The organism is Pseudotenacibaculum haliotis (genome assembly GCF_042684245.1).
GTDB classification, from domain to species: Bacteria; Bacteroidota; Bacteroidia; order Flavobacteriales; family Flavobacteriaceae; genus Polaribacter; species Polaribacter haliotis_A.
On sequence record NZ_JBHULH010000004.1, the window covers coordinates 250,869 to 277,554 of the forward strand.

A 26,686-nucleotide genomic window follows, 5' to 3' on the forward strand; every position below is an offset into this window, starting at 1 on the left:
ATTTTTTTGAAAATCACTTCACCTCAAAAAATGAGTCGAAGACCTTTTGGAAAGTAGCTTTGTACCTGTTTTTCCTACTGTTAAGCGTCCAACAGATGATCATGTAGATAGTTTCTTTACCTTCTATAAAAGAGAAAGAATACGCAATTTTATGTCCGTCAACCTCGCCAACTCCTTCTTGAGTAAGGGAACTTAAGCCATGGACTTTCAATTTTTTAACTTCAGAAATAGTAAAGTCTTTGATAGATTCTAAGAAACTCCCAATTTGTACCTCTTGATAATTTTGAACAACAGAAACAGAATCGTCGTACTCATCAATTCTTTTAAAGGTATCTATAAACTCTTGTGTAGGTTCATCTATAATAATACAATAGGTTTCTTTAAGCGTATTCATGTATTGTAGAGAAGCATCATCATTCAGCTCTTTGGTTTTTCTCATATAGGATGGCAGTTTAACCCCATATCTTTTTTCTACAATAACATCTTGAAACTCTACATTCTTTTCCGGTGTGTTCGAATTTCCTCCTAAACCATCTAAACAGGAGGTAAGTAGCAAGGAACAAAATGCAAGCAATATTAATTTTTTCATGACTTTTCTCTTTCTAATGTTGTTACAATAATCTGACAACCTTTGATAATTTCTTCATCAGATATATTCAAAGGAGGAGTTATTCGTAAGGCTCTCCCTTCAAACAATAGAAAGAATAAGATCAAACCTCGTTCCAAACATGCATGAACTACTTTAGCAGCCAATTCCGGTGTTTCCAAAATAGCTGCAAGCATCAATCCTTTTCCTCTAATTTCTTTGATTAAAGGATGCTGTAAATGCTCTCTGATCAATTGTTCTTTTCGTAACGTTTCTTCTATAAGACTAGAATCTTCCAGTGTTTGCATAGTAGCTACACCTGCTGCAGCAATTACGGGATGTCCTCCAAAGGTTGTGATATGACCTAAGGTAGGATTCTCTTTTAAAAGATTCATTACTGAAGACTTGGCTATAAATGCACCAATAGGCATTCCGCCACCCAATCCTTTTCCTGTAATAATAATATCGGGAGTGACTCCATAATTTTCAAAGCCCCAGAATTTTCCGGTTCTACCAATACCGGTTTGAATTTCATCAAGGATCAATAAAGCACCCACTTCATTACAACGTTGCTGTACTTTTTCTAGATAATCGTTTTTGGGAACTATAAAACCTGCACCTCCTTGAATGGTTTCTAAGATAACCGCAGCCGTTTTATGAGTGATCTTAGACAGATCTGCTTCATTATTAAAAGCAATAAAACGAGTTCCGGGAACCAATGGGCGAAAAGCTCTATTCTGTTGTTCTGCTCCGGAAACACTCATAGACCCTTGTGTATTGCCATGATAAGAGTTACGAGCAGCAATGATCTCACTTCTTTTTGTGTGTCTTTTAGCTAACTTTAAAGCTCCTTCACAAGCTTCGGTACCAGAGTTTGTAAGATATACACTAAAATCTCCCGGCAATGTGTTGGCTAATAATTTGCAAAGTTCTAATTGTGGTTTTTGAATAAACTCACCATAGACCATTACATGAGTATACAGATCTAACTGTTTCTTGATAGCTTCAGTAACTGTAGGGTGTTGATGTCCTAAAGTATTAGCTGATACTCCTGCAACAAAATCTAGGTAGGCTTTTCCGTCTGTATCATAAATATAACTTCCTTTGGCTTCTTTTACAGCTAAGGCTAGCGGATACGGACTGGTTTGTGCTTGATATTTTAAGAAATCAGATTTCATGAAGTCCAAAGTTACGGATTGGATTTTTCTTTTTTCTTTACTGACTTCTTTCCTTTTTTAGTTGCTGGTGGATTTCCTTTAAAAAGAGGTTTTCGTGCGGGTTTTCCGTCTTTGATAAAAATATCTTCTTTTGTCTTAGGCTGTTCATCTTCTCGCCAGAGGAACCCTTTCAATTTCCGATCTGCTTCAGGAAACTTAGAAGGAGGGAAGGTGGTTCCGTCTGTTTGCTTCATACATTTGATCTGATCGATCTCATTGTTCTCTAAAACAAATTCAATATTGCTACAAAACTGTTTGCTGATGGTTTCTAGTACTCCGTTATCATTTCTGTTGTAGTTAACAGCTTCACCGTTTCCTTTTACCAGCAGTGTACGTAGTTTATTTTCTATAAACTTCCCATACATATTCTTCCCTTTGATCTGATTGAAATTCTTAGGGTCTAAAGAATCTTGCTGTATGATGAATGAATTTCCTAGGATCTTTAAAGAGTCTAACTTGTCTGTTTTTTTGTCTGAAAGAAGTTTGATACTATCACCGGTGATCTGACTTTTTTCTGACCAAAGGATAGGACTGAAGTACATTTTTGTAACTCCGGTTGCTTGATCTGTATGTAGCGAATCACATTTTCCTTGTAAATCACTTTTAAAGATCTTTACATTGTTAAAGGTGCGAATGATTCTCTTTTCTTTCTTTCCTGTAACCAATAAAGTATCACCATGAACAAACATAGAATCTTTCTCCATCACAGAGATCGCTACAGCTTTTTTGATCATAAAGATCGAATCTAGTTTTTCAAAATACTCAGCATAGTTTCCTTTGGCAATAAAGTTCTGAGCGGTATCAATAACTCGAATGTTGTTTGTGGCAGAGGCAAACCCTCTGTTTTTATCATAATAGAGACTGTCACCTTCAATGGTTCTGTCATCTAAATAGAGTTTGGCATTTTTTACAAAATGAGAAATATCTGTTTTTGTATTGTAAAAACCTCTTTCTGAATAGATCTTGTTACCATCTTCTTTATTTATGATCGTAGATGGGCCATATAAATATGCGTGTCCTGAACTTGTATAGTAATCCAAATGTTGGGATTCTATGATATTATCAGGATTGGTAATGGTAACTTGAGTTGTAGCAGTAAATTTCTTGGTTTCTAAGTAATAATTACCATTCTTACTTTTTAGGATATTTGTTTCATCTTGTATGGTAGCATGGTCTTTATAGAATAACTTTTGATTCAATCTATCAAAGTAAAGAGTATCCGTTTTTAGCGTCATCTTAGGATCCTTTAATACTACATTACCCCAAGAAACCGCTTTTTTGCTAGTAAGATCATAATCTACATAGTCGCTGTTTTGATGAATGGTATCACCTTGGTTGATGATCACATTTCCAATAGCTTTCAGAAAATTCTCTTTCTTGTAATAAAAAGCTCTTCTACAAGTAAGAATAGCACCTTCATGTGCAATTTTTACTTTACCATCTAAAATAATTGCACCCGGGAACTTTTCTTCATTTGCATAGTTGTGTTCAGCCCATAAGATCTTGATCTTTTTTTGTTGAGCATAGCCGGCAAAAGCCATGAAGAGAACACATAATGTTAACAGTATCTTTTTCAAATATGTTATGGATTTTGAGCTAAAATACTGAAAAGAGTATGCCAAATTCTTAAATTTTAGATAAAACTAACGAAGGATCGTTTGCTTTCTATCCGGACCAACAGATACGATCTTGATAGGAACTTCTGTTTCCTTTTCTATGAAAGCGATGTAATCTAATAAGTTCTGTGGTAATTGACCTTCTTCTGTTAAGCTAGTTAGATCTTTTTGCCATCCTTTGAATTCTGTATAGATAGGAGTTACATTTTCTGGCTCGATGTTGTACGGTAAATGAGAGATCTCTTCTCCTTTATAATTGTAAGATGTACAAACTTTAAGTGTATCGAAACCAGATAATACATCACCTTTCATCATCATCAATTGTGTAACACCATTTACTTGGATAGCGTATTTTAAAGCAACTAGATCTAACCATCCACAACGTCTTGGTCTTCCGGTAGTAGCACCAAACTCATGACCAACTTTTGCCATGGTAGCACCATCTTCATCAAACAATTCAGTAGGGAAGGGACCAGAACCTACACGAGTAGTATATGCCTTAAAGATCCCAAAAACATCTCCAATTCTGTTAGGAGCTACTCCTAAACCTGTACAAGCACCAGCTGCTGTTGTGTTAGATGATGTTACAAAAGGATACGTTCCAAAATCAATATCTAATAAAGAACCTTGAGCTCCTTCTGCCAAGATAGATTTGTTTTCTCTGATAGCATTGTTTAAAAATTCTTCGCTATCAATAAATTGTAGGGTTCTTAATTTTTCAACTCCTCTACAAAATTCTTGTTCTAGTTCTTCTAGATCATATTGAATGTCTACATCAAAGAAATTCAACATTTTAATATGCTTTTGCGTAAGAGCTTTGTATTTCTCTTTCCAACTATCTAACTCTAAGTCGCCCACACGCATACCATTTCTACCGGTCTTGTCCATATAAGTTGGACCAATTCCTTTTAAAGTAGAACCGATCTTTGCTTTTCCTTTAGATGTTTCTGAAGCAGCATCTAATAATCTATGTGTAGGAAGGATCAAATGAGCCTTTCTAGAGATCAATAGTTTTTCTGTATAAGCGATATCGTGCTTATCTAGGTTTTCTAATTCTTTTTTAAAGATCACAGGGTCGATCACAACACCGTTTCCAACAACATTCAATGCAGAATCGTGAAAGATTCCGGAAGGAATGGTGTGTAGTACGTGTTTGTGTCCGTCAAAAATTAATGTGTGCCCTGCATTAGGTCCTCCTTGAAAACGCGCTATGATATCATAGTTTTTCGTTAGAACATCTACAATTTTCCCTTTTCCTTCATCTCCCCATTGTAGTCCTAATAATAAATCTACCGCCATGTATATAAGTTAGTTTAGTTGTCTGTTGTTGTTTGTTTTGTTGTTCCGTAAAAATAGAGTGAGTGGTTGTGGATGTCTATATTGAAGACTTCCTCAATTGTTTTTTTGATAATCTGAATTCTAGGATCACAAAATTCTTTTACTTCACCGGTATCAGTTAAGATCACGTGGTCGTGCTGTTTGTCGAAATAACTCTTTTCATATCGAGCCATAGTATGTCCGTCAAACTGATGCTTTCTCACAAGTCCACAATCTAAAAGAAGATCAATTGTGTTGTACAAGGTAGCTCTACTTACTCGGTAGTTCTTGTTTTTCATTTTGATGTAAAGCGACTCAATATCAAAGTGTTCGTCTACATCATAAATTTCTTGTAAGATCGCATATCGCTCGGGAGTCTTGCGATGTTTGTTCTCTTCTAAAAAGCTTGTAAAAACCTTTTTTACAATTTCTTGGTTTTCATTCGAGCCCATAATAAAATTCCTTTTATCAAATGACAAATTTAAGGTTATTATTCGGAAAAATCAGTGTTTTTGTAGAAGGTTATCTACATTGTATTAACACGTTCTACCTTTTGTACTCCATCTACTTTCTTGATACTCTCTATCAACTTCGTTAGCTGGGTTTTATTTTTAACACTAATGGATAGTTTTCCTTCGAAAACTCCTTCGTTTCCTGCTATATTAATACTGTGTATAAACACACTCATATTGTTAGATATGATACGTGTTAGATTGTTTACAATACCTCTATTATCAACACCGCTTACATGCAGAATCGCTTTGAATTCCTGATTCGTAGAATCGATCCATTTGGCTTTGATAATACGATATGCATAATTGGATTGCAAAGAAATGGCATTCGGACAATCTTTCTTATGAACCTTGATCCCTTCATTAATGGTAATAAATCCAAAAACATCATCACCCGGAATAGGGTTACAGCATTTCGATAATTTATAATCTAGTTTCTCTTCGTCGTTTCCAAAAACAAGGTCATCATATTTCTTGGTAACTTCTTCCTTTTCAAGAACATCTTTAGAAGGCGCTCTTTTTAAGCGATTTTTAAAGAAGCTCATGAATCGGTTGTTACGTTGACTCACAAATGCTTTTAGCTGTGTATTGTCTATAGCGCCGTTTCCAATTCTGAAGAAAAGATCAAAGCTGGTTTTTAACTTGAAATAATTAACAAGCTCATTCACGGTCTTTTCATCAAAACTGATCTTTAAATGCCTCAGCTTACGACTCAAGATGGCCTTTCCTTCTTCAGCTATTTTCTTCTGTTCGTCCTTTAAGGCAGTTTTAATCTTAGAGCGAGCTCTGGCAGTAATTACAAAATCTAACCAACGAGCATTGGGTTTGTTGTTGGCAGAAGTCAATACTTCGATCTGATCACCACTGCTTAACTCATGACTCAATGGCATTAGTTTACCATTTACTTTGGCTCCTCTGCATTTCAATCCAACATCGGTATGAATAGAGAAGGCAAAGTCTAGCGCAGAAGCTCCTTTAGGCAATGATTTTAAATCTCCTTTAGGAGTAAATACATAAATCTCTTTAGCATAAAGATTCAGTTTAAAATCTTCTACAAAGTCAACCGCATTGATATTTTCGTTTTCCAGTGTTTCTTTCAAACGATTCAACCATCCTTCTAGACCATTTTCTTGCTGTGCTCCTTGCTTGTATTTGAAATGTGCTGCATATCCTTTTTCTGCAATCTCATCCATACGTTCAGAACGTATTTGAACTTCTACCCATTTGGCTTGTGGACCAATTACAGTAATATGCAAAGCCTCATAACCTGTAGTTTTTGGCTGCGAGATCCAATCTCTTAAACGAGAAGGATTGGGTTTGAAATAGTCTGTTACAATAGAGTATACCTTCCAGGCATCAAACTTTTCATCTTTTGAAACCGGCTGGAAAATAATACGAATGGCAAACTTGTCATAGACTTCTTCAAAAGAAACATTTTGCTTACGCATCTTTCTTCTGATAGAGAAGATGGATTTAAATCGTCCTTTTATTACATAAGAGAAATCCTCTTTGTCTAATCCGTTTTTTAAAATGTCAGCAAAAGCTTTGATATAAGCTTCTTGTTCTTCTTTGCTTTCTTTGATCTTACTGGCTATATCGTTATACACCTCAGGTTCTGTGTATTTCAACCCTAGGTCTTCCAGTTCTGTTTTAATGTTGTACAAGCCCAATCGGTGTGCCAACGGAGCATAAATGTACAAGGTTTCAGAAGCGATTTTCACCTGCTTGTGAGGTGGCATAGAATCCATGGTTTGCATATTGTGCAAACGATCGGCTACCTTGATTAGAATTACACGAACATCATCATTCAATGTCAACAACATCTTCCTGAAATTCTCTGCCTGAATAGAATAGTCTTTGTCTTTCTTTAAGTTAGAGATTTTTGTCAAACCACTTACAATTCGTGCAATGGTTTCTCCAAAAAGACGTTCGATATCATCAATGGTGTACTCTGTATCTTCAACAACATCATGCAATAGGGCAGCGGCAATAGAAGTTGCTCCCAGTCCAATCTCATTGGCAACAATCTTAGCAACAGCTATAGGATGAAAGATGTAAGGTTCTCCTGATTTCCTACGCTGCTCTGAATGTGCTTCTACAGAAATATTAAAAGCCTTACGAATCAATAATTTGTCTGAATGAGACAAAGTTTGATACGTACCCTTTAAGAGATCTTTATACCTTTTTGCAATCTCTTTATTTTCCTCCTCTACAGTTGCAGTATACTCCATTTCCAGTAATCAATTATTGGTTTCAATTCTCAATGATCAATATTCAATCATCATTATAAAAGTGAAGTTAGAATAAAAAAAAAGTTTTAGCAAGTTTTTTAAAACAGTTTATCTCCCTAAATTCTCAACTCTTTGTAACAGAGTAGGATGGGAATAATGCATAAACACGTAAGCCGGGTGTGGTGTTAGGTTACTAAGGTTGTTTTTTGATAATTTCTTGAGAGAAGTTACAAGCGGTTTCCCGTCATACGTTTCTTTTGCATAATTATCGGCTTGGTATTCAAACCTTCTCGAAATGTAGTTCATAACCAACCCTGTAACTTCTGAAATGGGCGAATACAAGATTCCAAAAGCAATCAAACCTATATGAAAACTTGAATTGACAACTCCTAAGGCTTCTGATAATACGGGTGAGTTGATGAATAGTGAAAGAATGAACAAGGTTAATCCTGTAAGTAGGATAGAACTGAATAAATTAAATATGATGTGTTTTCTTTTGTAATGGCCTACTTCATGAGCCAAAACAGCTACAATTTCTTCAGTTTCCAAATCATTGATCAGAGTATCGTATAAAGTGATTCTTTTCTGACTTCCAAACCCTGAGAAATAAGCATTGGCTTTGGTAGATCGTTTAGAACCATCTATAACAAATATTTTATCTAAAGTAAACCCAACTTTTTGCGCATACTCGGTAATAGCATCTTTCAATTCACCTTCTTCTAAAGGAGTTTGTTTGTTGAATAGAGGAACGATGAGTTTCGAGTAGAACATATTCATAAAAATGGAGAAAAGTGCTACCAGTCCCCAAGCATAGAGCCAAAAGTGCTTTCCTGTAAACTCATAGAACCAAATGATCAATGCTAAAATACCACCTCCTAAAATGGCAGACATCAACCAGCCTTTGATCTTATCCAAGAAAAAAGTTTTGCGTGTGGTTTTGTTGAAACCAAATCTTTCTTCAATTACAAAAACACGATAGTAGGAGAAAGGCATTGTTAAGATATCACTAGCCATCATAATGATTCCAAAAAAGATCAAAGCAATCAGAATGGAATTATCGGTATAAGAACGTGCAATATTGTCTACAAACTCAAATCCATCTAAAAAGAAAAATCCTAAGGTTAGCGCAATAGAAAAGAAAGAAGTGAGATTTCCAAAGCGATGATTGGTCTTTTTGTAGGCTTGTGATTTTTTATACTCTTCTTCGTCGTATACGTCGTTGAGCTGTTGTGGAATTTCATCATCAAAGTGCTTTGCATTCAAAGAATCTAAGACTTTATCAATGATAAAATTGATTACTAAGATGCCGATAAGTATATAAAAGAGACTTGTAGGATTCACTAATTTTTAGGATAAAACTTTTCAATATCAAATTTATCCAATAAATATTGATCTTTCCAATTTGGGTTGACTTTATTTATCAAAAGTGCTTCTCCCAAGCCAATATCATAAAAACACACACGCTTTTGTTGATCTAATTTTAAGGCTGTGATGTTGTTTATATGTTTGGTAAGAAATGAGTCTTTATAGTTGCTGAACGCTTTAAAATCCTGAATTGTTTGAACTTCTATTGTGGGTGTATACTTTTTTAGAGTTTCCAAGAATGCATATTCTGTATATCTGGCCATTCCTTCCTGATACAATTGAAAAGAAAAGTATTTGTAATCATCAGGTTGCAGAACTTCTTTGAATTCTTTTCTGGCTTTTAAGAACAGCTTATAGTACTCTTTAAATTGTGGAGTATTTAATTCTTTAACAGCTTTTTGTAATGCATTGGTGTAGGCTTTATATTTCTCAATTACAGCCTTGTCTTCATAGGGAAATGGATAGTTTAGCTGCCACATTCCGGTTTGATCTCCATTGGAAATTCCTAAATCCATGGTGTCTTGATAGTAATTCTTAGATGTGTATTGGTACTGATGAAAACGTTCGTGAAGTAGCGTGATGATCCAGCTTGTACTGGTCTGATTTGTGTTTTCAGGAATGCCAATAACAATACAATTGAAACCATTTACAGCAGGAAATGTAGCTAGAAAGTGCTTGTTGAAGGTTCGTTTTCGATAATAAACATCAACACCTAAGAAGGAATCATTTTCTAGAAAGATAAAATCATCTGTAGGCTTTGGGTGATTGATTAAAAACTCGTAGTCATCGTAGACCAATACAATAGGGAAGGGAGGAAGTGTAAATCCTTTCCATACTTTTTCGCCGAATTGCTGCTCAATTAAAAAAGCTTCTTTAATTCGGATTTTGTCTTCGTATCTGATGGATGGTTTTGATGGTATGCTTAGAGAAAAGAGAAATATAAACAAGAAGATACTGAGCGCTTTCATGGTTGGTCTTTATTTTTAGTAAGACGTAAGAAAGCAAAAAGTGTCTCAGTTTTTATTCTTCACCAATATCCTCATTCCAGAGCTCAGGCTTTTCTTTGATAAAGGTTTCCATGAGTTCAATACAACGCTCGTTATTGACTACTTCTACTTGTACACCTCTGCTTTTTAAGAGTTCTTCTTCACCCATAAAAGTTTTGTTCTCACCAATAATTACCTTAGGAATCCCGTACAACAAAATAGTACCGGAACACATTGGGCAAGGAGAAAGCGTGGTATACAACACAGAGTTTTTATACACACTGGCAGGTTGACGTCCGGCATTTTCCAAAGCATCCATTTCTCCATGTAGAATAGCGCTTCCTTTTTGTACACGCCTGTTATGGCCACGACCAATGATCTTTCCTTCGTGTACAATAACACTTCCAATAGGAATACCTCCTTCGTTATAACCTTTTTCCGCCTCTTTAATGGCTTCTTGTAAGAATGTATCCATACGTTAGTTTTTACGTTGTCTTTTGGCTTCAAATAGTAAGATAGCGGCAGCAACAGAAACATTCATAGAGTCGATCTCTCCTTCCATAGGAATGTTGATGTTCTGCGTGGCTTGGTCTCTCCAGACTTGAGTTAGTCCGGTAGCTTCAGTACCTACAACCAAAGCGGTGGCTCCTTTGTAATCTTCTTCGGTATATTCATTTGAATTTTGGAGCGTAGCACTATAAATAGCAATTCCTTTTTCTTGCAAGAAGTTGATTACTTCTTCAGAACTTCCAATGGCAATTTGATTGGTAAATACACAACCCACACTAGAGCGCACCACATTCGGATTGTATAGGTCTGCTTTAGGATTTGCAATAATCACAGCATCTAAGTTGGCGGCATCAGCAGTTCGTAAGAGTGCTCCAATATTACCTGGTTTCTCAATAGATTCAGCAACCAAGATCAGAGGGTTGTTATTAGAAAACTCTAAATTACTTAATTGATGATCTTTGATCTCTACCAAAGCGATAACTCCTTCTGTAGATTCTCTGTAAGCGATCTTTTGATAGATTTCTTGCGTGATTTCTATTAGTTCAGAACTATCAAATTGATCCAAGTATTCATCTTGTATCATAGAATTGACAAATAGGAGAGAAGCTATCTTATAACTTCCTTTTCTTGCCAATTCGATCTCACGTTTTCCTTCCACTACAAACAAACCTTGCTTTTTACGTTCGCGAGATTTCTCCTGTAATTTCAAGATGTTTTTGATCAAAGAATTTTGAAGGCTTTCAATTCGCTTCATATAAAGAAAATGCTTTAGGAGGCTAATTTAATGCTTTTGATTTTCTTTCGTAATGGAGTCTCAATGAATTTATACGTGATGGAAGAAAATAGGATAAGCACTATAAAGCAAATGTAAAAAATGCTTGCTTTATTGGTAATCCCTAGGTAGATCAAGAGCCGTCGGGTAATACTAAATACTGGAATTTGCAAAATATAAACTCCATAACTGATCTCGCCTAAGTGAATCAGTGATTTTGACCTGGAGATTCTTGAAATCCAACTGTGATCATAAGATATCAAAAGAATCATCGGGGCAAATATAACAGCTAGTATACCATTGTGATAATCAATGGCGTTGCCATAGGCTAAAATCAGAGCACAAACAATAATCAAACTGATAATCAAAAATGCGTTGTTACGAGTTTTGTAGTCTCTTTGAATAAAATAAAGACCTAATAGGTTTCCGACTAAAAACTCATTCAAATGTATCACAGGAAAATAAAACAGAAGGTCATGACTTACTGTATTTGGACCCTGATAATATTCTGAATAAAAGAAATAGAAAAACACGAGTTGACTCACTCCAAAAAAGAGCAAAATAGGAAGTGCTAATTTTTTATAATCTAATCTGTTATAGAAATAGTTGAAGAGAATTGGGAAGGTAATATAGAAAAAGAGCTCTACACTTAAAGACCATCCCGGAAAATTTAAAGTTAGTACTCTCTGAGGCATCCAACTTTGGATCATAAACAGATTTGCGAAAAGATCTATAAGGTCAATACTTACATTGGTAGATAATAAGTAGTAACTGACTAAAATCAATGTAGCTAACAGATAAAGAGGATAGATTCTGGCAAATCTGTTTCTGAGATAATCAAAAATAGAGATTTTTTGTTTTTTATGATAGGCTACAATCATTACAAAACCTGACAGAACAAAGAAGTAACTAACTCCAATATTAGCACCTAAAAAGACAGTTTTTTGAAGGCTAAAAGGAAAAATATCAACTCCGTAATGGAAAATAACAATTAAAGACGCCGCAATAAAACGGGTAAAGGTGAGCTGTTCAATTCTCATAGCTTAGGGGAAATTTTGACAAATATATTTAATAAAATAAAGCACCGCTTATAAAAACGGTGCCTTATTTATTCTTGCGAGAAATCTGTTATTTCCCGTTGATCTTTTTATTGTATCGCTTCCATAGTGTGGTATGGTGCGATTCTAAACTGATCTTTCTTCCTTGGATAAAAGCATCCAATATAACATTGGTTCGCATGTCTAAAGCATCACCTTTTGAAATGAATAAAGTAGCATCTTTACCTACTTCTAAAGTTCCTGTGATGTCTTCTACACCAAGAATCTTAGCAGCATTTCCTGTGATCATCTGTACAGCTTTTTCTTTATCAACTCCATAGGCAGCATATGTTCCGGCATAGAATGGTAAGTTACGTGTATTCATACGTTCCATTTGCCCTTGCATACCAATGGCTACAGTGATTCCTGCATCTAATAAGATTTTAGCGTTTCTGAATGGAAGATCATAATCATCATCTTCATTATCAGGAATTCTGTGCGCTCTGTCTACAACAACAGGAATGTTATTTTTTACCAATAGATCGGCAACTTTCTCGGCTCCGTCACCACTAACAAGTACTACATTGTTAATTCCAAGAGCTTTTGTAGTTGCAACAACATCAGTAATTTCTCTTTGCCCGTTTACGTGTACGTACAGTTTTTGTGAACCATCAAACAAACCTTTAGTAGCTTCAAAAGCTAAGTCTTTCTGATCTTTACTACCTGCCAAATATCTTTTTGCATTGGCAAAATAGTTTTTGATGCTTTGCACGTTTTTAGGATAGTTCTTATCTGGCTTTAAACCTGGATCTTCACCTAACCACCAACGTCCGCTTGTAAAGCTACCCGGCCAGTTGATGTGAATTCCGTGATCTGCCTTAATAGCAGCATCTTCCCAGTTCCAAGCATCCAATTGCATTACAGAAGCTGTTCCAGAAATGGTTCCACCTCTAGGAGTTACTTCGGCTATTAAAACACCATTAGGACGCATAGATTCAATTACTCTACTTTCTGCATTATAGGCAATTAAACTTCTGATATGAGGTAACATAGAACCGGTTTCATCAAAATCTCTGGTTGCTCTTACAGCATCAACTTCTGCCAATCCTAAAGAAGCATTTACAGCAATAAATCCAGGGTAAATGTGCTTTCCTTTTGCATTAACCACAGTTCCTTGTCTGGCAATCTTATTGTTGGCACTTCCTACAAAAGTGATCTTACCATTGTTGAACATGATTAGCGAGTTCTCTATAACTTGTCCGTTTCCTAAATGAGCAGTCGCTCCTTCAATAGAGTAAGCCTGTGTTTGCTTAGGTGCGGGAGTTTGTTGTGCGATGATAGTTCCTGCAAAGAAGAAAGCTATCAAACTATATATAATATATTTTTTCATGATTCTAATTTTTATTCGGTGTCACAAGTAAAATTCTTCAAGACTTTTTTTCTAGGTGCTTGTACTTTTCCACCATTTAGTTTTTCACTAAGCATCATGTTAATTAGCTTGCTCTTCTCTTTTTTGATCGCAGCACGCTTTTTCATGTCTTCTTCAATATCAAAATATACCTTACCATCTATAATGGTCTTTTCAGCTTTAGCATATACTGATAATGGGTGATGACTCCATAAAACAATATCTGCATCTTTTCCTACTTTGATACTTCCCGTACGGTTGTCTATATGTAATAATTTTGCCGGATTGATAGTTACCATATTCCAAGCATCAATTTCATTCACACCTCCGTATTTCACTGTTTTAGCAGCTTCTTGATTTAATCTTCTAGACATTTCTCTGTCATCAGAATTGATAGCTACAGTAACTCCTGCATCGTGCATGATTGCTGCGTTGTAAGGAATTGCATCGTTTACCTCGTATTTATAAGCCCACCAATCTGAGAAGGTAGAACCACCAACACCGTGCTCTTTCATCTTATCAGCTACTTTGTACCCTTCTAAGATGTGTGTAAATGTGTTGATGTTGAAATTGAATTGCTCAGCAACTTTCATCAACATATTGATCTCACTTTGCACATAAGAGTGACAAGAAATAAATCTTTCTTTATTGATGATCTCAGCCAATGTCTCTAACTCGATATCTTTTCTATAAGGCTTACCGCTTTTCTTTAAAGCATCATATTCTTTAGCTCTTTGGAAATAGTCAACAAATACTTGTTCTGTTCCCATACGTGTTTGAGGGAAACGAACGGTTTGATTATCTCCCCAATTAGATTGCTTTACGTTTTCACCCAAAGCAAACTTGATGAACTTAGGTGTGTTGTTATAGATCATATTGTCTGCATTCTCACCCCATTTTAGTTTGATAATGGCAGAGCGCCCTCCAATTGGATTGGCAGATCCATGTAAGATTTGAATAGAAGTAACACCTCCAGCTAAGTTTCTATAGATGTTAATGTCGTTAGGATTCACTACATCTTCAATAGTAACCTCGGCAGTAGAGTTATGACCTGCTTCGTTGATCGCTGAAGCAGCAATATGTGAATGCTCGTCAATAATTCCGGCAGTTAAGTGTTTTCCTGTACCATCAATAACTTTTGCTCTTCTAGCTTTTAAATTCTTTCCTACCTGAGCAATCTTACCATCTTTTAATAAGACATCTGTATTTTCAAGAATTCCATCTGCTTCACTAGTCCAAACAGTAACATTTTTGATTAAAATAGTTTCTTGTTTAGGTTGAGAGAAATTCCCCATACCTATGTTAGGATAGCTAACCGGCATTACAGTAGGAGCAGAGTTCTTTTTCTTTTTGCCTTTCTTCTTATCACTCTTTTTGCTGCTAGCTTTTTTAGTTGCAGACCAAGCAGATTCGTTTCCGTTAATATCATAGGCAGTTCCAGACATTCCATTTTGCGTAGGCTGCGCTACAATTCGCGTAAAATAACCCCCATCATTGATGGTAAGGTGAATCCATCCGTCAGAGAAACTGAATTTAGATTTTATCTTAGCTTCTCCGGACTTTAAACTTCCGCTTTGTTTTGCATCTTTCCCGGATACTGTTAGGTCAAACGACTTGCCATCCACAGAAAAAGCATAAGTTCCGGTAATGTCTTGAACATTCATATCATTTACTACATTACGTTCTCCTTGCACCCAGTTTTCATAGATGGTTGTTCCTTTATCTAAAACATCTCCGTTAGTAATTAAGAAGTTTGCATAACTACCGGATCTTAGGTTTCCAATATCTGTTTTTCCTAGAATCTGAGCCGGAACAGTAGTTAAAGCTTCCAAAGCTTTGGTTTTATCAAATCCGTATTTGATTGCTTTCTGTAAGTTCTTATGGAATAATGAAGCTGATTTTAGATCGTGTGTAGTTAAAGCAAAACGAACACCGTTTTTATCCAATACAGCCAAGTTTGTAGGCTCTTGATTCCATCTTCTCATATCTCCCAAAGAAATCTGACTTGCTAACAAAGGATTGCTAACGTCATAAGCATTTCTAAAGTTGATAGGGATGATGAAAGTAGCAGCTGTTGCTTTGACATCATTAATTCTTTCAAATTCATCTCCACCACCTACAATGGTATATTGAATTCCAAATTCGTCACCTACTTTATCAGCTCTAAGTACATCCAATTGATTTCCTGCGTCAAAGATCTGTACCAAGCTTTTGTTTGAATTTAAAGCTTCTAAGGCAGCATCTTTGTTTTTTGCATTTCCTCCGGCATACCAATCAGCATCTAAATACATCTGACGTAACAAAGCCATGGCTCCCATACGAGAAGTAGGGTAGGATTGTCTTGATTGTACACTTTTACTGAATGATAAGTACTGAGCAGATCTTTTGTCTAAAACTCTGTATGCATCAGAAGAATTTGCATTCAACGCAACTAAGACTCCGTTTCCACGAACAATTCCGTCGTGCATGTGAGTATTTACAACTCCAAATCCTGCTTTAACAAGGTCTTTGGCTTTTCTTCCGTCAAAAGCAAAGCTGTTAGAAGCATCGGTTTCAGGACGAATGTGATCATTCCAGTAATATCCTTTTCTAGCGGCATCGTATTGTGGACGCTGACCACCACCTCTTGGTCTTTGAGGTTTTTTTACACCAAAATCAGAATAGATATCGATGAAAGAAGGATAAATACTTTTTCCTGAAAGATCCACTGTTTTGGCTCCTTTAGGAATATTAATTGATTTCCCGACACCGATCACTTTACCATCTTTAACCAGTAAAGTTCCTTTTTTGATGACCTGAGTGGGAGTTACATAAATTTTTGCATTGGTAAATGCTACGGTTGTGTTTTTGGTAGATTTCACACCCGTATTGGTTGGAAAGTACTCTTGTGCTTGCAGTAGAGATACAGAAAGCAGCATGAGCAACAACAATAGTTTTCTCATGTGTTAATTATTTGAATAGTCTATAAATTTATTGAGAAGGAGTGGCTTGGCTTACAAACGTTAGCGTTTTAACAAAATTTTAAGAATTTTAACGATCACTTGCCTCAGCAGAAATCTCTTTTGAATAGTAGTTGATAAACAAGTCTACCACATAATTATAAGAGTCTACACCTTTAGCTTGATTGTTAGATTTTAAATAGGCATTGTACCCTTTCTTGAGTAAAGGTTCAAAAGGGTTCTCAAATGATCTCCAAAACTCAGCAGAAACTCTAAAATCTTTGATGATTCCTTTGTTCATGCGTTCGTAGATAGCCTTATATTGCTCAGGATCTCGCTTGTACAGTTCAAAAATAGCATAACGAGTGGCCATGCGATAGGCAGCATATTTAAAGTAAATGTCTTTGTTGTGTAAGGCTGCTAAAAAACCAACAAAATTAGCCTCATTTTCTGCAGCAAATCCTATTTGGTGAGCCATTTCATGACAGGTAGTTGTTGGGAAACTGGTTTTAGGAATCCGACTGTTTACCTGAGCTTCTCCGGTTAATGGATTCAAATATCCGGAAGTACCATTATAACTCTGTACCAAACTCATCAAAGAACTCTTTGCCGTTCCGAATTTGTATTCGAACTGAGGAAGCTTCGTAGCTAAGCTATCATATCCTTTTCTTGCCAACTTGTACATCTTACGTTGCGAATAAGGATTCTCAACCTTCAATGTGTCTGATCCGGTAATTTCTACTTGAGTTGTATTTAACTGATCGATTAGATATTCAGACAAACGAATTAGCTCTTCTGTACTGTATTTTGTTTGTTCGTAACCTAAATTTTTAGATAGGGGCTCTCTATAATAGTTTAAACCCCAAAAGAGGTAGAAACAGAAATAGATCACCGAACAAAAGGCGACAACACCTAATACTTTATTGACGAAATTTTTAAATCTAGTTTTGAATAAGCGATAGATAAATCGCAATGCATAGAAGATAAAATAAAAGATCAACAAATCGCCTACAGAAAAAGGAATCCATCCTAATAGAATTCTAAATAAAGAGCTGATGTAGGGGTAGATGCCGTTGGAATAATAACTTTCAACAGCTGCCGGATAATGAACAACCCAGCGCATCAATAAGATCTGAATTCCTAGAAAAATAGTGAGATATAGGTTTCTTTTTTGTATCTTCATTAGGGCTTAAAAATAAGCAAGTTTTTGACAACTTTGCTTGTTGTTAACATGATAATAACAATTTGGTCAACAAAAGTTGTGCACAAATAAATTTCAGATTTCTTCTTAGATATAAGGAGTAAAAAATTACATTTGTCCTCATGGAAAAAATGCAACCTCTTCCCGGTCAGAAAGTAGATAAATCACGACTCATAAGTTTAGAGAAAGGAAAAATACCTCCTCAAGCCGTTGATTTAGAGGAAGCTGTGTTGGGTGCTATGATGATCGATAAAAAAGGAATTGACGATGTAATTGACATATTACACCCCGATGCTTTTTATGAAATGAAGCACCAAGAAATCTACCGTGTCATCTATGCATTGTTCCAAGAATCACAACCAATAGACCTCTTAACGGTGTCTAATGCTCTGAAAAAGACAGGAAAATTAGATTTGGTTGGAGGTGATTTCCATTTGATTCGTTTGACGCAAAAAGTAGCTTCTTCTGCCCATATTGAATTTCACGCGAGAATCATTCTTCAAAAATACATTCAACGTCGTTTGATCTCTATTTCAAGTGATATTATTGAAAGTGCTTATGATGAAACAGCAGATGTATTTGATTTGCTAGATGAAGCAGAAGGGAAGTTGTTTGAAGTAACCCAAGGGAACTTAAAAAAGAGTTCTGAAGGAGCTAGCGATCTTGTAAAACAAGCCTTAAAGAAGATCCAAGATATTTCCAACAAAGAAGGAATGAGTGGGCTGGCAACCGGATTTACAAAACTGGATGCATTGACATCTGGATGGCAACCTTCGGATTTGATTATTATTGCAGCACGTCCGGGTATGGGAAAAACGGCATTTGTAATCTCCATGGCAAAAAACATGGCTATTGATTTTAATAATGCTGTAGCTGTTTTCTCACTGGAGATGTCATCCGTACAGTTGATTACCCGTATGATCTCTTCTGAAACGGGATTAACCTCAGAAAAGCTGCGTAAAGGAAACTTAGAACCGCATGAATGGGAGCAATTAAACGTAAAAGTAAAACGTTTGTCTGACGCTCCTATTTTTATTGATGATACACCATCTCTATCTATTTTCGACCTTCGTGCAAAAGCAAGACGTTTGGTATCGCAACACAATGTACGAATCCTGATTATTGACTATTTACAGTTAATGACAGCAGGATCTACAGCCAAAGGAGGAGGAAACCGTGAACAAGAGATCTCTACCATTTCGAGGAACTTAAAAGCATTGGCAAAGGAATTAGATGTACCGGTAATTGCCCTATCTCAGTTATCACGTGCTGTGGAAACTCGTGGAGGAAGCAAACGTCCGTTACTATCTGACTTACGTGAATCTGGAGCGATTGAGCAGGATGCCGATATTGTATCCTTTATCTACCGTCCTGAATATTATGGGATGACAGAATGGGATGACGATGATCATTCGCCATGTGAAGGACAAGGAGAATTTATTGTAGCGAAGCACAGGAATGGTGGATTGGATAATATTCGTTTGAAGTTTACAGGACACCTGGCAAAATTCTCGGATTTAGAAGAAGGATTCAGTAGCGAGTTCCAATCTAGTATGAATTCAGGTTTTGCAGATGATGTATTCCCAGATACACGTATTGAACCGAAAGATGCTTTTGGTTCTGAAGATGACGATGTACCGTTTTAAAAACTAAAAAATGACCAAGAACAACAACCAAGAAACTATTGACGTAAACGAAATTGAAGTATCCTACACATTAATACAGAGCAATCTGATTATAGAGATAGGTTAAACAATTCCTAAAATATTTGAAATACACAATTGCTTTCGAGTAATTGTGTATTTTAGTTTCCAAGATGAAGAAACTCTTATTCATACTCGCTTTCCTGTTGATGTCAAACTCCATTTGGGCTTCGTTTATTTACATTCCTATGAGTCATGACAATCAAAAGAATCATTTAAAAGCTTATGGTATTGTTTACTTTGCTTTGCAAAATGGTTTGAAAGCAAAATGGCTACTAAATTATGATGGTGGAGCTTTTTTGATAGAGAACAATCCTATCATTGAAAATGAATCCAAGATCCGTGGTGTTTCCTATCAGATCATTTCAGATGCCAAATCACAATTGATCTTACAAGAAATTTCATCACCTTCTAAGAATCAAGAAGCAGTTACTCTGGAGAAAGCTCCTAAAATTGCAGTTTATTCACCTAAAGACAAAATGCCTTGGGATGATGCAGTAACGATGGTGTTGACGTATGCCGAGATTCCTTTTGATGTAATTTATGATGATGAAGTGTTAAATGACAAATTGTTATTATACGAATGGTTGCATTTGCATCACGAAGATTTTACCGGGCAATACGGACGTTTCTATGGTGCTTTTAGAACAGCTCCTTGGTATATAGAAGGAAAGAAATTAGCAGAAAAACAAGCCAAAGAACTAGGTTATAGTAAAGTATCGCAATTAAAATTAGATGTTTCTAAAAAGATTCGTGATTATGTAATTGGAGGCGGTTTTATGTTTGCCATGTGTTCTGCTACGGATAGTTTTGATATTGCCTTGGCAGCAGAAGGTGTAGATATTGCAGAATCTATGTTTGATGGAGATCCTGCTGAATCGAATTATCAATCAAAAATAGACTTTTCCAAAACCTTTGCTTTTAGAAATTTCGACCTGATTCGTAATCCGGTCGTATATGAATTTTCGTCAATTGATATGACTCGTAAGCGTAGAATCCCAAAGACATCTGATTATTTCTCACTAATTGAATTCTCGGCTAAATGGGATCCGGTTCCTACCATGTTAACACAGAATCATACACAATTAGTAAAAGGGTTTATGGGACAAACAACTTCTTTTGACAGAAGAAATATAAAACCCAATGTATTGGTGATGGGAGAAAACAAAACCAATAGAGAAGCTCGTTATATTCATGGTACCAAAGGAAAAGGCTTCTTTACATTCTACGGAGGGCACGATCCGGAAGATTATACACATAGAGTAGGCGACCCAAAAACCGAATTAGATTTACACCCAACATCTCCGGGATACAGATTGATCTTGAACAACGTATTATTCCCTTCAGCCAAGAAGAAGAAACAGAAGACGTGATTATTAGTGCTTAGTATTAGATTCTTAATTGTTTAGGAGTTGATAAGTGCATTAGTTCTATTGCTGTTACTTAATTGACTTTTAACTACTCTTTACTAAGGAAGGAATAAAAAACATGCCCCCTTGAGGGGACAATAGGAGTGTAAATATATTTACGAGCTTGACTTTTCTAATTGTTTTATATAGTAAGAAGGTTTCAATCCTGTTTTTCTATGAAAAGCATTCGAAAAGGACTCAGCATTTTTGTAACCAACCTCTTCAGCAATTCCCTTAATTGAATATTTTCTAATCTTTACATCAGTATTTAATAATTCTAGCGTATGATTTATTCTTAATTCGTTTAAGTATTGAGAAAAGTTTAATCCTTTTTCATAATTGATTACTTTGGATAAATAGTTAGAATTGGTTCCAATTTTATCTGCTAAAACTGAAAGTTTCATTTCAGAATCTATAAAATGTTCCTTGTTCTCAAAATCTTGTAACCCATTTATGATTCTTTCAAAAACCTCTTCGGGAATGTCAGGTCTTTCGTTACTTTTTTTTGTGTTGCTTTTTAGACTTACTTCTCTTTCTTTTGAAATTTCTTCAAATCGTTTGCGTAATTCTTTCCTTCTTCTGTATTGATATAAGAATAGTAATAGTATAATTCCAGAGCTACTTAAGGCACTATACTTTATAATATTAGAATTAGATAGTTCCTCTTCTAATTCTTTTACTATACGATCTCTTTCTGCAATGAGTTTAGGCTTGTCATATTTTTCATATAAATTGATTTTCACCTTATTAGTTCTGTTGTTTAAAATACTGTCAATATTTATCAGCTTTTCCAGATAGAAAAGTTGTTTTTTTAAGTTCTTTTTGCTCTTGTAATATTCAATTAAATATTGGTAAGTAGCTTTTTGCGATTCATGAACTATACTATGTTTTGAGACTAATGAATCTAGCTTTAAAAACATTTTAACAGCTTTATTTTTATTACCTAACCTTTTATAACTATTTGCAGTATATGACATAGCAACTGAAGCTGATTGATAACTTGTGTCTTTTATAAGTGAATCAGTAGATGATTCTAAATAGTCTATGGCAAGTGAAAAATTGTTCTTTTTATATTCAATCTGCCCTTGTCTGTAAAGAGAATAATAAATCATTCTATGATTTTTAACTTTTTTAGCTAACAAAAGAGCTTTTTTATTGTAAAAACTTGCTGAATCAATGATTTCTCTTTTTAGATAGTTAATTGACAAGTTTAATAGAACTGAAAAAAATAATCTTTCATTTGCTATATCCTCATTATTATTGTAGTAATTATATACATCTAGATAATACTTTATTGCTTCTTTATTATTACCTAATCTATTCCTAATCATACCAATTCTTAGCTTTGCTTCGTATATATAATCGATATTGTTGTAAAGCTTACCATACTTTAGCATTAAAAGATAATTTTCCAAAGATTTATCTATTTCTTCTTTTAATAGGTAGAAACCTGCTTTCTTAGCGTAGGCAAATGCAGGGAAAATTTTGTTAGGGTTTTGTTTGCTTACATAGATAATGCTATCAATAAAGCTTATATAGTCGGCTTTTACTCCAATAAAATCTGTAACGTAATCTTTTCCAAGAATTAGTTCCTTAATATTTTCTTCTTTCTTAGCTTTTTCAAAATATTTTTCTGCAAAAAAAAGCGATTGTAAAGTGTCTAAAGGCTTTAAGTGATAGTATTTTTTAAATATATAATTATATGAAGAGTCTAATAAACTCTTTTGATTTTGAGCGTGTGATAAATAGTTGGAAAATAATACTATGAGTAAAATGAATTTAAAAAACTTCATTAAAAGCAAATTTATTTGAGTTTCAAAAATACCCAAAAATGACTCGAAATTCATGAAAACCGACTTCCTTTTCTTGTGTGCTACTGGCTTTGATACTACTTTCGACCATGAAAGAGTAATGCTTAACAATTATCCAGAGAAGCTAATTGGGAAATATCTATGAAAAAGAAACAAATGCATACTCTTAATACACCTCCCTTAATCCCTCCTCAAGGAGGGGATTAATAACTTGTCCCCTTGAGGGGACAATAGGGGTGTAAATATATTTACGAACAGCAATCACCAATCTTCATTCAACATTCTTAATTCATAATTCGTCATTTTCACTCCGTTAATAACCTGTTGATTTTACATGCAAAAATTTGTTGTTGATTGCATACGAATAAAGTACATTTGCTCAACAAATAAAAGCTCATGGCAACAACACAACAACTACAAGATTTCACGCAACAAGTACGCAGAGATATTTTAAGAATGGTACACGCAGTAAACTCTGGTCATCCAGGAGGTTCATTAGGGTGTGCAGAGTTCTTTACAGTATTATATCAGGAGGTAATGGATTATTCTACAGACTTTACCATGGATGGTAAAGATGAGGATGTGTTCTTTTTATCAAACGGTCATATTTCTCCGGTATACTATAGTGTGTTAGCAAGAAGTGGTTTCTTTCCTGTAGAAGAATTGGCTTCATTTAGAAAGTTAGACACTCGCTTACAAGGACACCCAACAACTCACGAAAAATTACCGGGAATACGAATTGCATCCGGATCTTTAGGACAAGGAATGAGTGTAGCTATTGGAACAGCTTTAACCAAAAAGCTAAACGGAGAAGATAAACTTGTTTACTCATTACACGGTGATGGAGAATTACAAGAAGGTCAGATTTGGGAAGCAGCTATGTTTGCATCTGCAAAAAAGGTAGATAACTTGATTGCAACAGTAGATTTGAACGGAAAGCAAATTGATGGATCTACAGATGATGTATTGCCAATGGGAAGCATCAAAGGGAAATTTGAAGCATTCGGTTGGGATGTATTAGAAGTAAAAGAAGGAAATGATGTAGAAGCAATCCAAGCTGGAATTGCAGAAGCAAAATCTAGAACAGGAAAAGGAAAACCAGTTTGTATTTTATTACATACAGAAATGGGGAACGGAGTAGATTTTATGATGTATACACATGCTTGGCACGGTAAAGCTCCTAACGATGAGCAACTTGCATCAGCATTAGAGCAAAACCCAGAAACTTTAGGCGATTATTAATCGAAATTAGATAGACGGAATATAAATCCTGCAATTTTGCAGGATTTTTTGTTTATACTTACTCATGTCATTCCGACCGAAGTGGAGGAATCTTTAAAGATTTAAGCTATGAAAAAGACGTTAGGGACACATAATTACTATGTGTATATATTGACTAATAAGAATAAAACTGTTTTATACATAGGAGTTACTAATGATCTGAAAGCAAGATTATATTATCACAATAATCCAGAAGCTAATTCAAAACATTTCACCCATAAATATAAATGTGGATATTTGTTGTATTACGAACACTTCTATGTCATAGAAATAGCAACTCAAAGAGAAAAGCAGTTAAAAAAATGGAGGCGTGAAAAGAAAGAAGAATTGATTAATCAGTCAAATCCAAACTGGAACTTCTTAAATGATACTATTTAGTTTTCTCCTGTCATTCCGACCAAAGTGGAGGAATCTTTTAAGGTTCAGTTTATTAGATTTCTCGACTTCATTTCATTACGCTCGAAATGACATTTTTATGCTTTTCTTCACATTACCCTGTAAGTAAAGAAGTATCTTTACGTCAATAAATTCAAAACTTTTATATGAGAATAGGTATCGTTTGTTATCCAACGTTTGGAGGAAGTGGAGTGCTGGCAACAGAGCTAGGAATGGCTTTGGCAGACCAAGGACATGAAATCCATTTTATTACCTACAATCAACCGGTACGTTTAGACTTTATCTCGCACAAACTCCATTTTCATGAAGTTTTGATGGAAGAATATCCTTTATTTCAATACCAACCTTATGAATTAGCTTTGTCTAGTAAGCTTGTAGAAGTAGTAAAAAAATACAATCTAGATATTCTTCATGTACACTACGCGATACCTCATGCGTATGCTGCATATATGGCTAAGATGATGCTGAAAGAAAAAGGAATCGATATCAAAGTAGTAACAACATTACATGGTACAGATATTACCTTAGTGGGAAGTCACCCAACCTATAAAACAGCAGTAGAGTTTAGTATCAATAATTCAGATGTGGTAACTGCCGTATCTCATAGCTTAAAGCAAGATACTTTACGACTTTTCAATATTGAAAAAGAGATCAAAGTAGTTCACAATTTTATAGACACAAATAAATACGATAAAGAGCATCAAAAAGAATGCAAGCGTATAGCTCTAGCAGAACCTACAGAAAGAATTCTGACACATGTTTCTAATTTCCGTCCTGTAAAGAGAACAGAAGATGTAGTAAAAGTCTTTGATATTGTGCAAAAAGAAATTCCTGCCAAGCTACTAATGGTAGGAGATGGACCGGATAAAGCCAATGCTGAAAAATTGGTAAAAGACTTAGGAATTAAAGACAAAGTGATCTTCTTAGGAAATAGTAATGAAGTAGCTAAGATCTTGTGCTATTCAGATGTTTTTGTATTGCCTTCCGTAAGTGAGAGCTTTGGATTGGCTGCTTTAGAAGCAATGGCCGCAGATACACCAGTAATCTCTACCAACACAGGAGGATTGCCAGAAGTAAATATTCACGGTAAAACAGGGTTTTTAAGTGATGTAGGAGATGTAAAAGACATGGCCAACAACGCACTAAACATCTTGGAGAGTGAAGAGAACTTAGCGCAATTCAAGAGAAATGCAAAAGAGCATACTCAAAAGTTCTCTTTATCTAATATTTTACCAATCTACGAGGAGATTTATAATTCAGTACTGGAAAAAGCAATCTAAGAATTGTAATAATCGATACTTTCTATCATCAATTCTTCAGGAACGATACAATCTAGCTTGAAATCTTCAAAATCATTCAACAACACAAAGTTAACCTGTCCGTTAACATTCTTTTTATCGTGTATTAATAAAGAAAGAATTGGTTGAATGTCTTCTTTTTCAATTATTACTTTATCATAGAAAGAATGAATGAGCTCTTTTACTTCATCTGCTTTATCAGAAGATAACGAAAGTAATTTTGAAGAGATGTAAGCTTCACAAACCATTCCTATAGCAATAGCCTCACCGTGTTTTAATGATTCTTTGTGCTCAGATTCTAAAAAATAAGACTCAACAGCATGACCTAAAGTATGTCCAAAATTCAATACTTTACGAACCCCATTTTCTCTAGGATCCTCTAAAACAACATTATTTTTAATCTCTATTGATTTATGGATTAATTCATTGTTTTTTAAGTGATTAAAGTATTTTATTTGATCTAAAAGTTTAATATCTTTTGTTAATGCGTATTTAATTACTTCAGCCATTCCGGAACGCAATTCACGATCGTTTAAAGTATCTAAATAATCGGCATCTACGATGACCATTTGTGGATTTACAAACAGTCCGATTTGGTTCTTTAAAACACCTAGATCAACACCGGTTTTTCCTCCCACAGAAGCATCAACCATACTTAATAAGGTAGTAGGAATATTAACAAAATCAATTCCTCTTTTATAGGCAGAAGCTACAAATCCACCTAAATCTGTAATCACACCACCACCTAAAGTAATCATCAAGCTTTTTCTATCGGCACCTAATTCAGTCATGGCTTGCCATACACCTGTACAAGTCTCCAGATTTTTGTGAATTTCACCGGATTCTATTTCGATAACTTCGATAGGAGAAGAGGCTTCTAAACCTGTAATAAACCTTGGATAACAGAAATCCATCGAGTTTTCATCAACCAAAATAAAAATACTAGAGTAATTTTTTTCAGCGATCAATTTATTTAACTCGCTGTATCCCTTCTCTTTAAAGTGTACAAAATAGGTGCTAGCTTTTATAGACTCCATGCTTCTAAAATAAAGGTGCAAATTAAGAACAAAATATTGAATAATTTCACCTTG

At 35.1% G+C, this 26,686-nt stretch carries 21 protein-coding genes; 5 read left to right on the forward strand and 16 right to left on the reverse strand.

Annotated features, from left to right (window positions below; genetic code table 11):
* Window positions 1-13: 13 nt before the first annotated feature.
* From ACFSRZ_RS09160 to ACFSRZ_RS09225, 14 genes are all read right to left on the reverse strand, one after another.
* Window positions 14-589, reverse strand: a complete 576-nt coding sequence (locus ACFSRZ_RS09160; protein WP_379666249.1) for a hypothetical protein — start codon at window positions 587-589, stop codon at window positions 14-16.
* On the reverse strand, window positions 586-1,764 hold the full coding sequence (locus ACFSRZ_RS09165) for an aspartate aminotransferase family protein (RefSeq protein WP_379666250.1): 1,179 nt from the start codon (window positions 1,762-1,764) through the stop codon (window positions 586-588). Before ACFSRZ_RS09165 ends, ACFSRZ_RS09160 begins: the two co-directional genes overlap by 4 nt.
* Before the next feature lie 11 nt (window positions 1,765-1,775).
* Window positions 1,776-3,380 (reverse strand): OstA-like protein, encoded by a 1,605-nt coding sequence (locus tag ACFSRZ_RS09170; protein WP_379666251.1) that lies wholly within the window; start codon window positions 3,378-3,380, stop codon window positions 1,776-1,778.
* 66 nt (window positions 3,381-3,446) lie between these two features.
* Window positions 3,447-4,718, reverse strand: a complete 1,272-nt coding sequence (locus ACFSRZ_RS09175; RefSeq protein WP_379666252.1) for an adenylosuccinate synthase — start codon at window positions 4,716-4,718, stop codon at window positions 3,447-3,449.
* Window positions 4,719-4,732: 14 nt separating this feature from the next.
* On the reverse strand, window positions 4,733-5,188 hold the full coding sequence (locus ACFSRZ_RS09180; RefSeq protein ID WP_379666253.1) for a Fur family transcriptional regulator: 456 nt from the start codon (window positions 5,186-5,188) through the stop codon (window positions 4,733-4,735).
* Window positions 5,189-5,262: 74 nt separating this feature from the next.
* Window positions 5,263-7,479: a RelA/SpoT family protein gene (locus ACFSRZ_RS09185; RefSeq protein WP_379666254.1), complete on the reverse strand. Its 2,217-nt coding sequence runs from the start codon at window positions 7,477-7,479 to the stop codon at window positions 5,263-5,265.
* A 108-nt stretch (window positions 7,480-7,587) separates the two neighbouring features.
* Entirely contained in the window at window positions 7,588-8,820 is a 1,233-nt protein-coding gene (locus tag ACFSRZ_RS09190) for a M48 family metallopeptidase (protein ID WP_379666255.1), read from the reverse strand.
* The gene (locus ACFSRZ_RS09195) at window positions 8,820-9,812 is read right to left on the reverse strand and encodes a hypothetical protein (protein WP_379666256.1); all 993 of its coding nucleotides are present in this window, start codon (window positions 9,810-9,812) and stop codon (window positions 8,820-8,822) included. The genes ACFSRZ_RS09190 and ACFSRZ_RS09195 overlap by 1 nt, the downstream gene beginning before the upstream one ends.
* Before the next feature lie 52 nt (window positions 9,813-9,864).
* The gene (locus ACFSRZ_RS09200) at window positions 9,865-10,305 is read right to left on the reverse strand and encodes a nucleoside deaminase (RefSeq protein ID WP_379666257.1); all 441 of its coding nucleotides are present in this window, start codon (window positions 10,303-10,305) and stop codon (window positions 9,865-9,867) included.
* 3 nt (window positions 10,306-10,308) lie between these two features.
* Window positions 10,309-11,094 carry a TrmH family RNA methyltransferase gene (locus ACFSRZ_RS09205; RefSeq protein ID WP_379666258.1) on the reverse strand — a complete coding sequence of 262 codons (786 nt, stop codon included), beginning with the start codon at window positions 11,092-11,094 and terminating at the stop codon, window positions 10,309-10,311.
* Window positions 11,095-11,108: 14 nt separating this feature from the next.
* On the reverse strand, window positions 11,109-12,152 hold the full coding sequence (locus ACFSRZ_RS09210) for an acyltransferase family protein (protein WP_379666259.1): 1,044 nt from the start codon (window positions 12,150-12,152) through the stop codon (window positions 11,109-11,111).
* An 88-nt stretch (window positions 12,153-12,240) separates the two neighbouring features.
* Window positions 12,241-13,539: an amidohydrolase family protein gene (locus ACFSRZ_RS09215; RefSeq protein ID WP_379666260.1), complete on the reverse strand. Its 1,299-nt coding sequence runs from the start codon at window positions 13,537-13,539 to the stop codon at window positions 12,241-12,243.
* A gap of 11 nt (window positions 13,540-13,550) precedes the next feature.
* Entirely contained in the window at window positions 13,551-16,499 is a 2,949-nt protein-coding gene (locus ACFSRZ_RS09220; RefSeq protein WP_379666261.1) for an amidohydrolase family protein, read from the reverse strand.
* Window positions 16,500-16,587: 88 nt separating this feature from the next.
* Window positions 16,588-17,679 (reverse strand): DUF3810 domain-containing protein, encoded by a 1,092-nt coding sequence (locus ACFSRZ_RS09225; RefSeq protein ID WP_379666262.1) that lies wholly within the window; start codon window positions 17,677-17,679, stop codon window positions 16,588-16,590.
* 140 nt (window positions 17,680-17,819) lie between these two features.
* On the opposite strand from ACFSRZ_RS09225, the gene dnaB reads away from it, so the two are divergent.
* Both dnaB and ACFSRZ_RS09235 read left to right on the forward strand, forming a co-directional pair.
* Window positions 17,820-19,343 carry a replicative DNA helicase gene (dnaB, locus tag ACFSRZ_RS09230; protein WP_379666263.1) on the forward strand — a complete coding sequence of 508 codons (1,524 nt, stop codon included), beginning with the start codon at window positions 17,820-17,822 and terminating at the stop codon, window positions 19,341-19,343.
* A gap of 170 nt (window positions 19,344-19,513) precedes the next feature.
* Window positions 19,514-20,773, forward strand: a complete 1,260-nt coding sequence (locus ACFSRZ_RS09235; RefSeq protein ID WP_379666264.1) for an asparagine synthetase B — start codon at window positions 19,514-19,516, stop codon at window positions 20,771-20,773.
* A gap of 152 nt (window positions 20,774-20,925) precedes the next feature.
* Here ACFSRZ_RS09235 and ACFSRZ_RS09240 read toward each other — a convergent pair whose 3' ends face one another.
* Window positions 20,926-22,602 (reverse strand): helix-turn-helix domain-containing protein, encoded by a 1,677-nt coding sequence (locus ACFSRZ_RS09240; RefSeq protein WP_379666265.1) that lies wholly within the window; start codon window positions 22,600-22,602, stop codon window positions 20,926-20,928.
* Between the two features lie 414 nt (window positions 22,603-23,016).
* Here ACFSRZ_RS09240 and ACFSRZ_RS09245 point away from each other — a divergent pair, with 414 nt between their 5' ends.
* The 3 genes from ACFSRZ_RS09245 (at window position 23,017) to bshA (ending at window position 25,577) form a co-directional block, all read left to right on the forward strand.
* Window positions 23,017-23,862, forward strand: coding sequence for a transketolase (locus ACFSRZ_RS09245; RefSeq protein WP_379666266.1), 846 nt, complete (start codon window positions 23,017-23,019; stop codon window positions 23,860-23,862).
* Window positions 23,863-23,970: 108 nt separating this feature from the next.
* Entirely contained in the window at window positions 23,971-24,279 is a 309-nt protein-coding gene (locus tag ACFSRZ_RS09250) for a GIY-YIG nuclease family protein (RefSeq protein ID WP_379666267.1), read from the forward strand.
* Window positions 24,280-24,443: 164 nt separating this feature from the next.
* A complete protein-coding gene (gene bshA / locus ACFSRZ_RS09255; RefSeq protein WP_379666268.1) occupies window positions 24,444-25,577 on the forward strand; it encodes an N-acetyl-alpha-D-glucosaminyl L-malate synthase BshA in 1,134 nt (377 codons plus the stop codon).
* Here the strand turns inward: bshA and aroB are convergent.
* The gene (aroB, locus tag ACFSRZ_RS09260; protein ID WP_379666269.1) at window positions 25,574-26,632 is read right to left on the reverse strand and encodes a 3-dehydroquinate synthase; all 1,059 of its coding nucleotides are present in this window, start codon (window positions 26,630-26,632) and stop codon (window positions 25,574-25,576) included. The two genes, bshA and aroB, sit on opposite strands and share 4 nt — an antisense overlap.
* Window positions 26,633-26,686 lie beyond the last annotated feature (54 nt).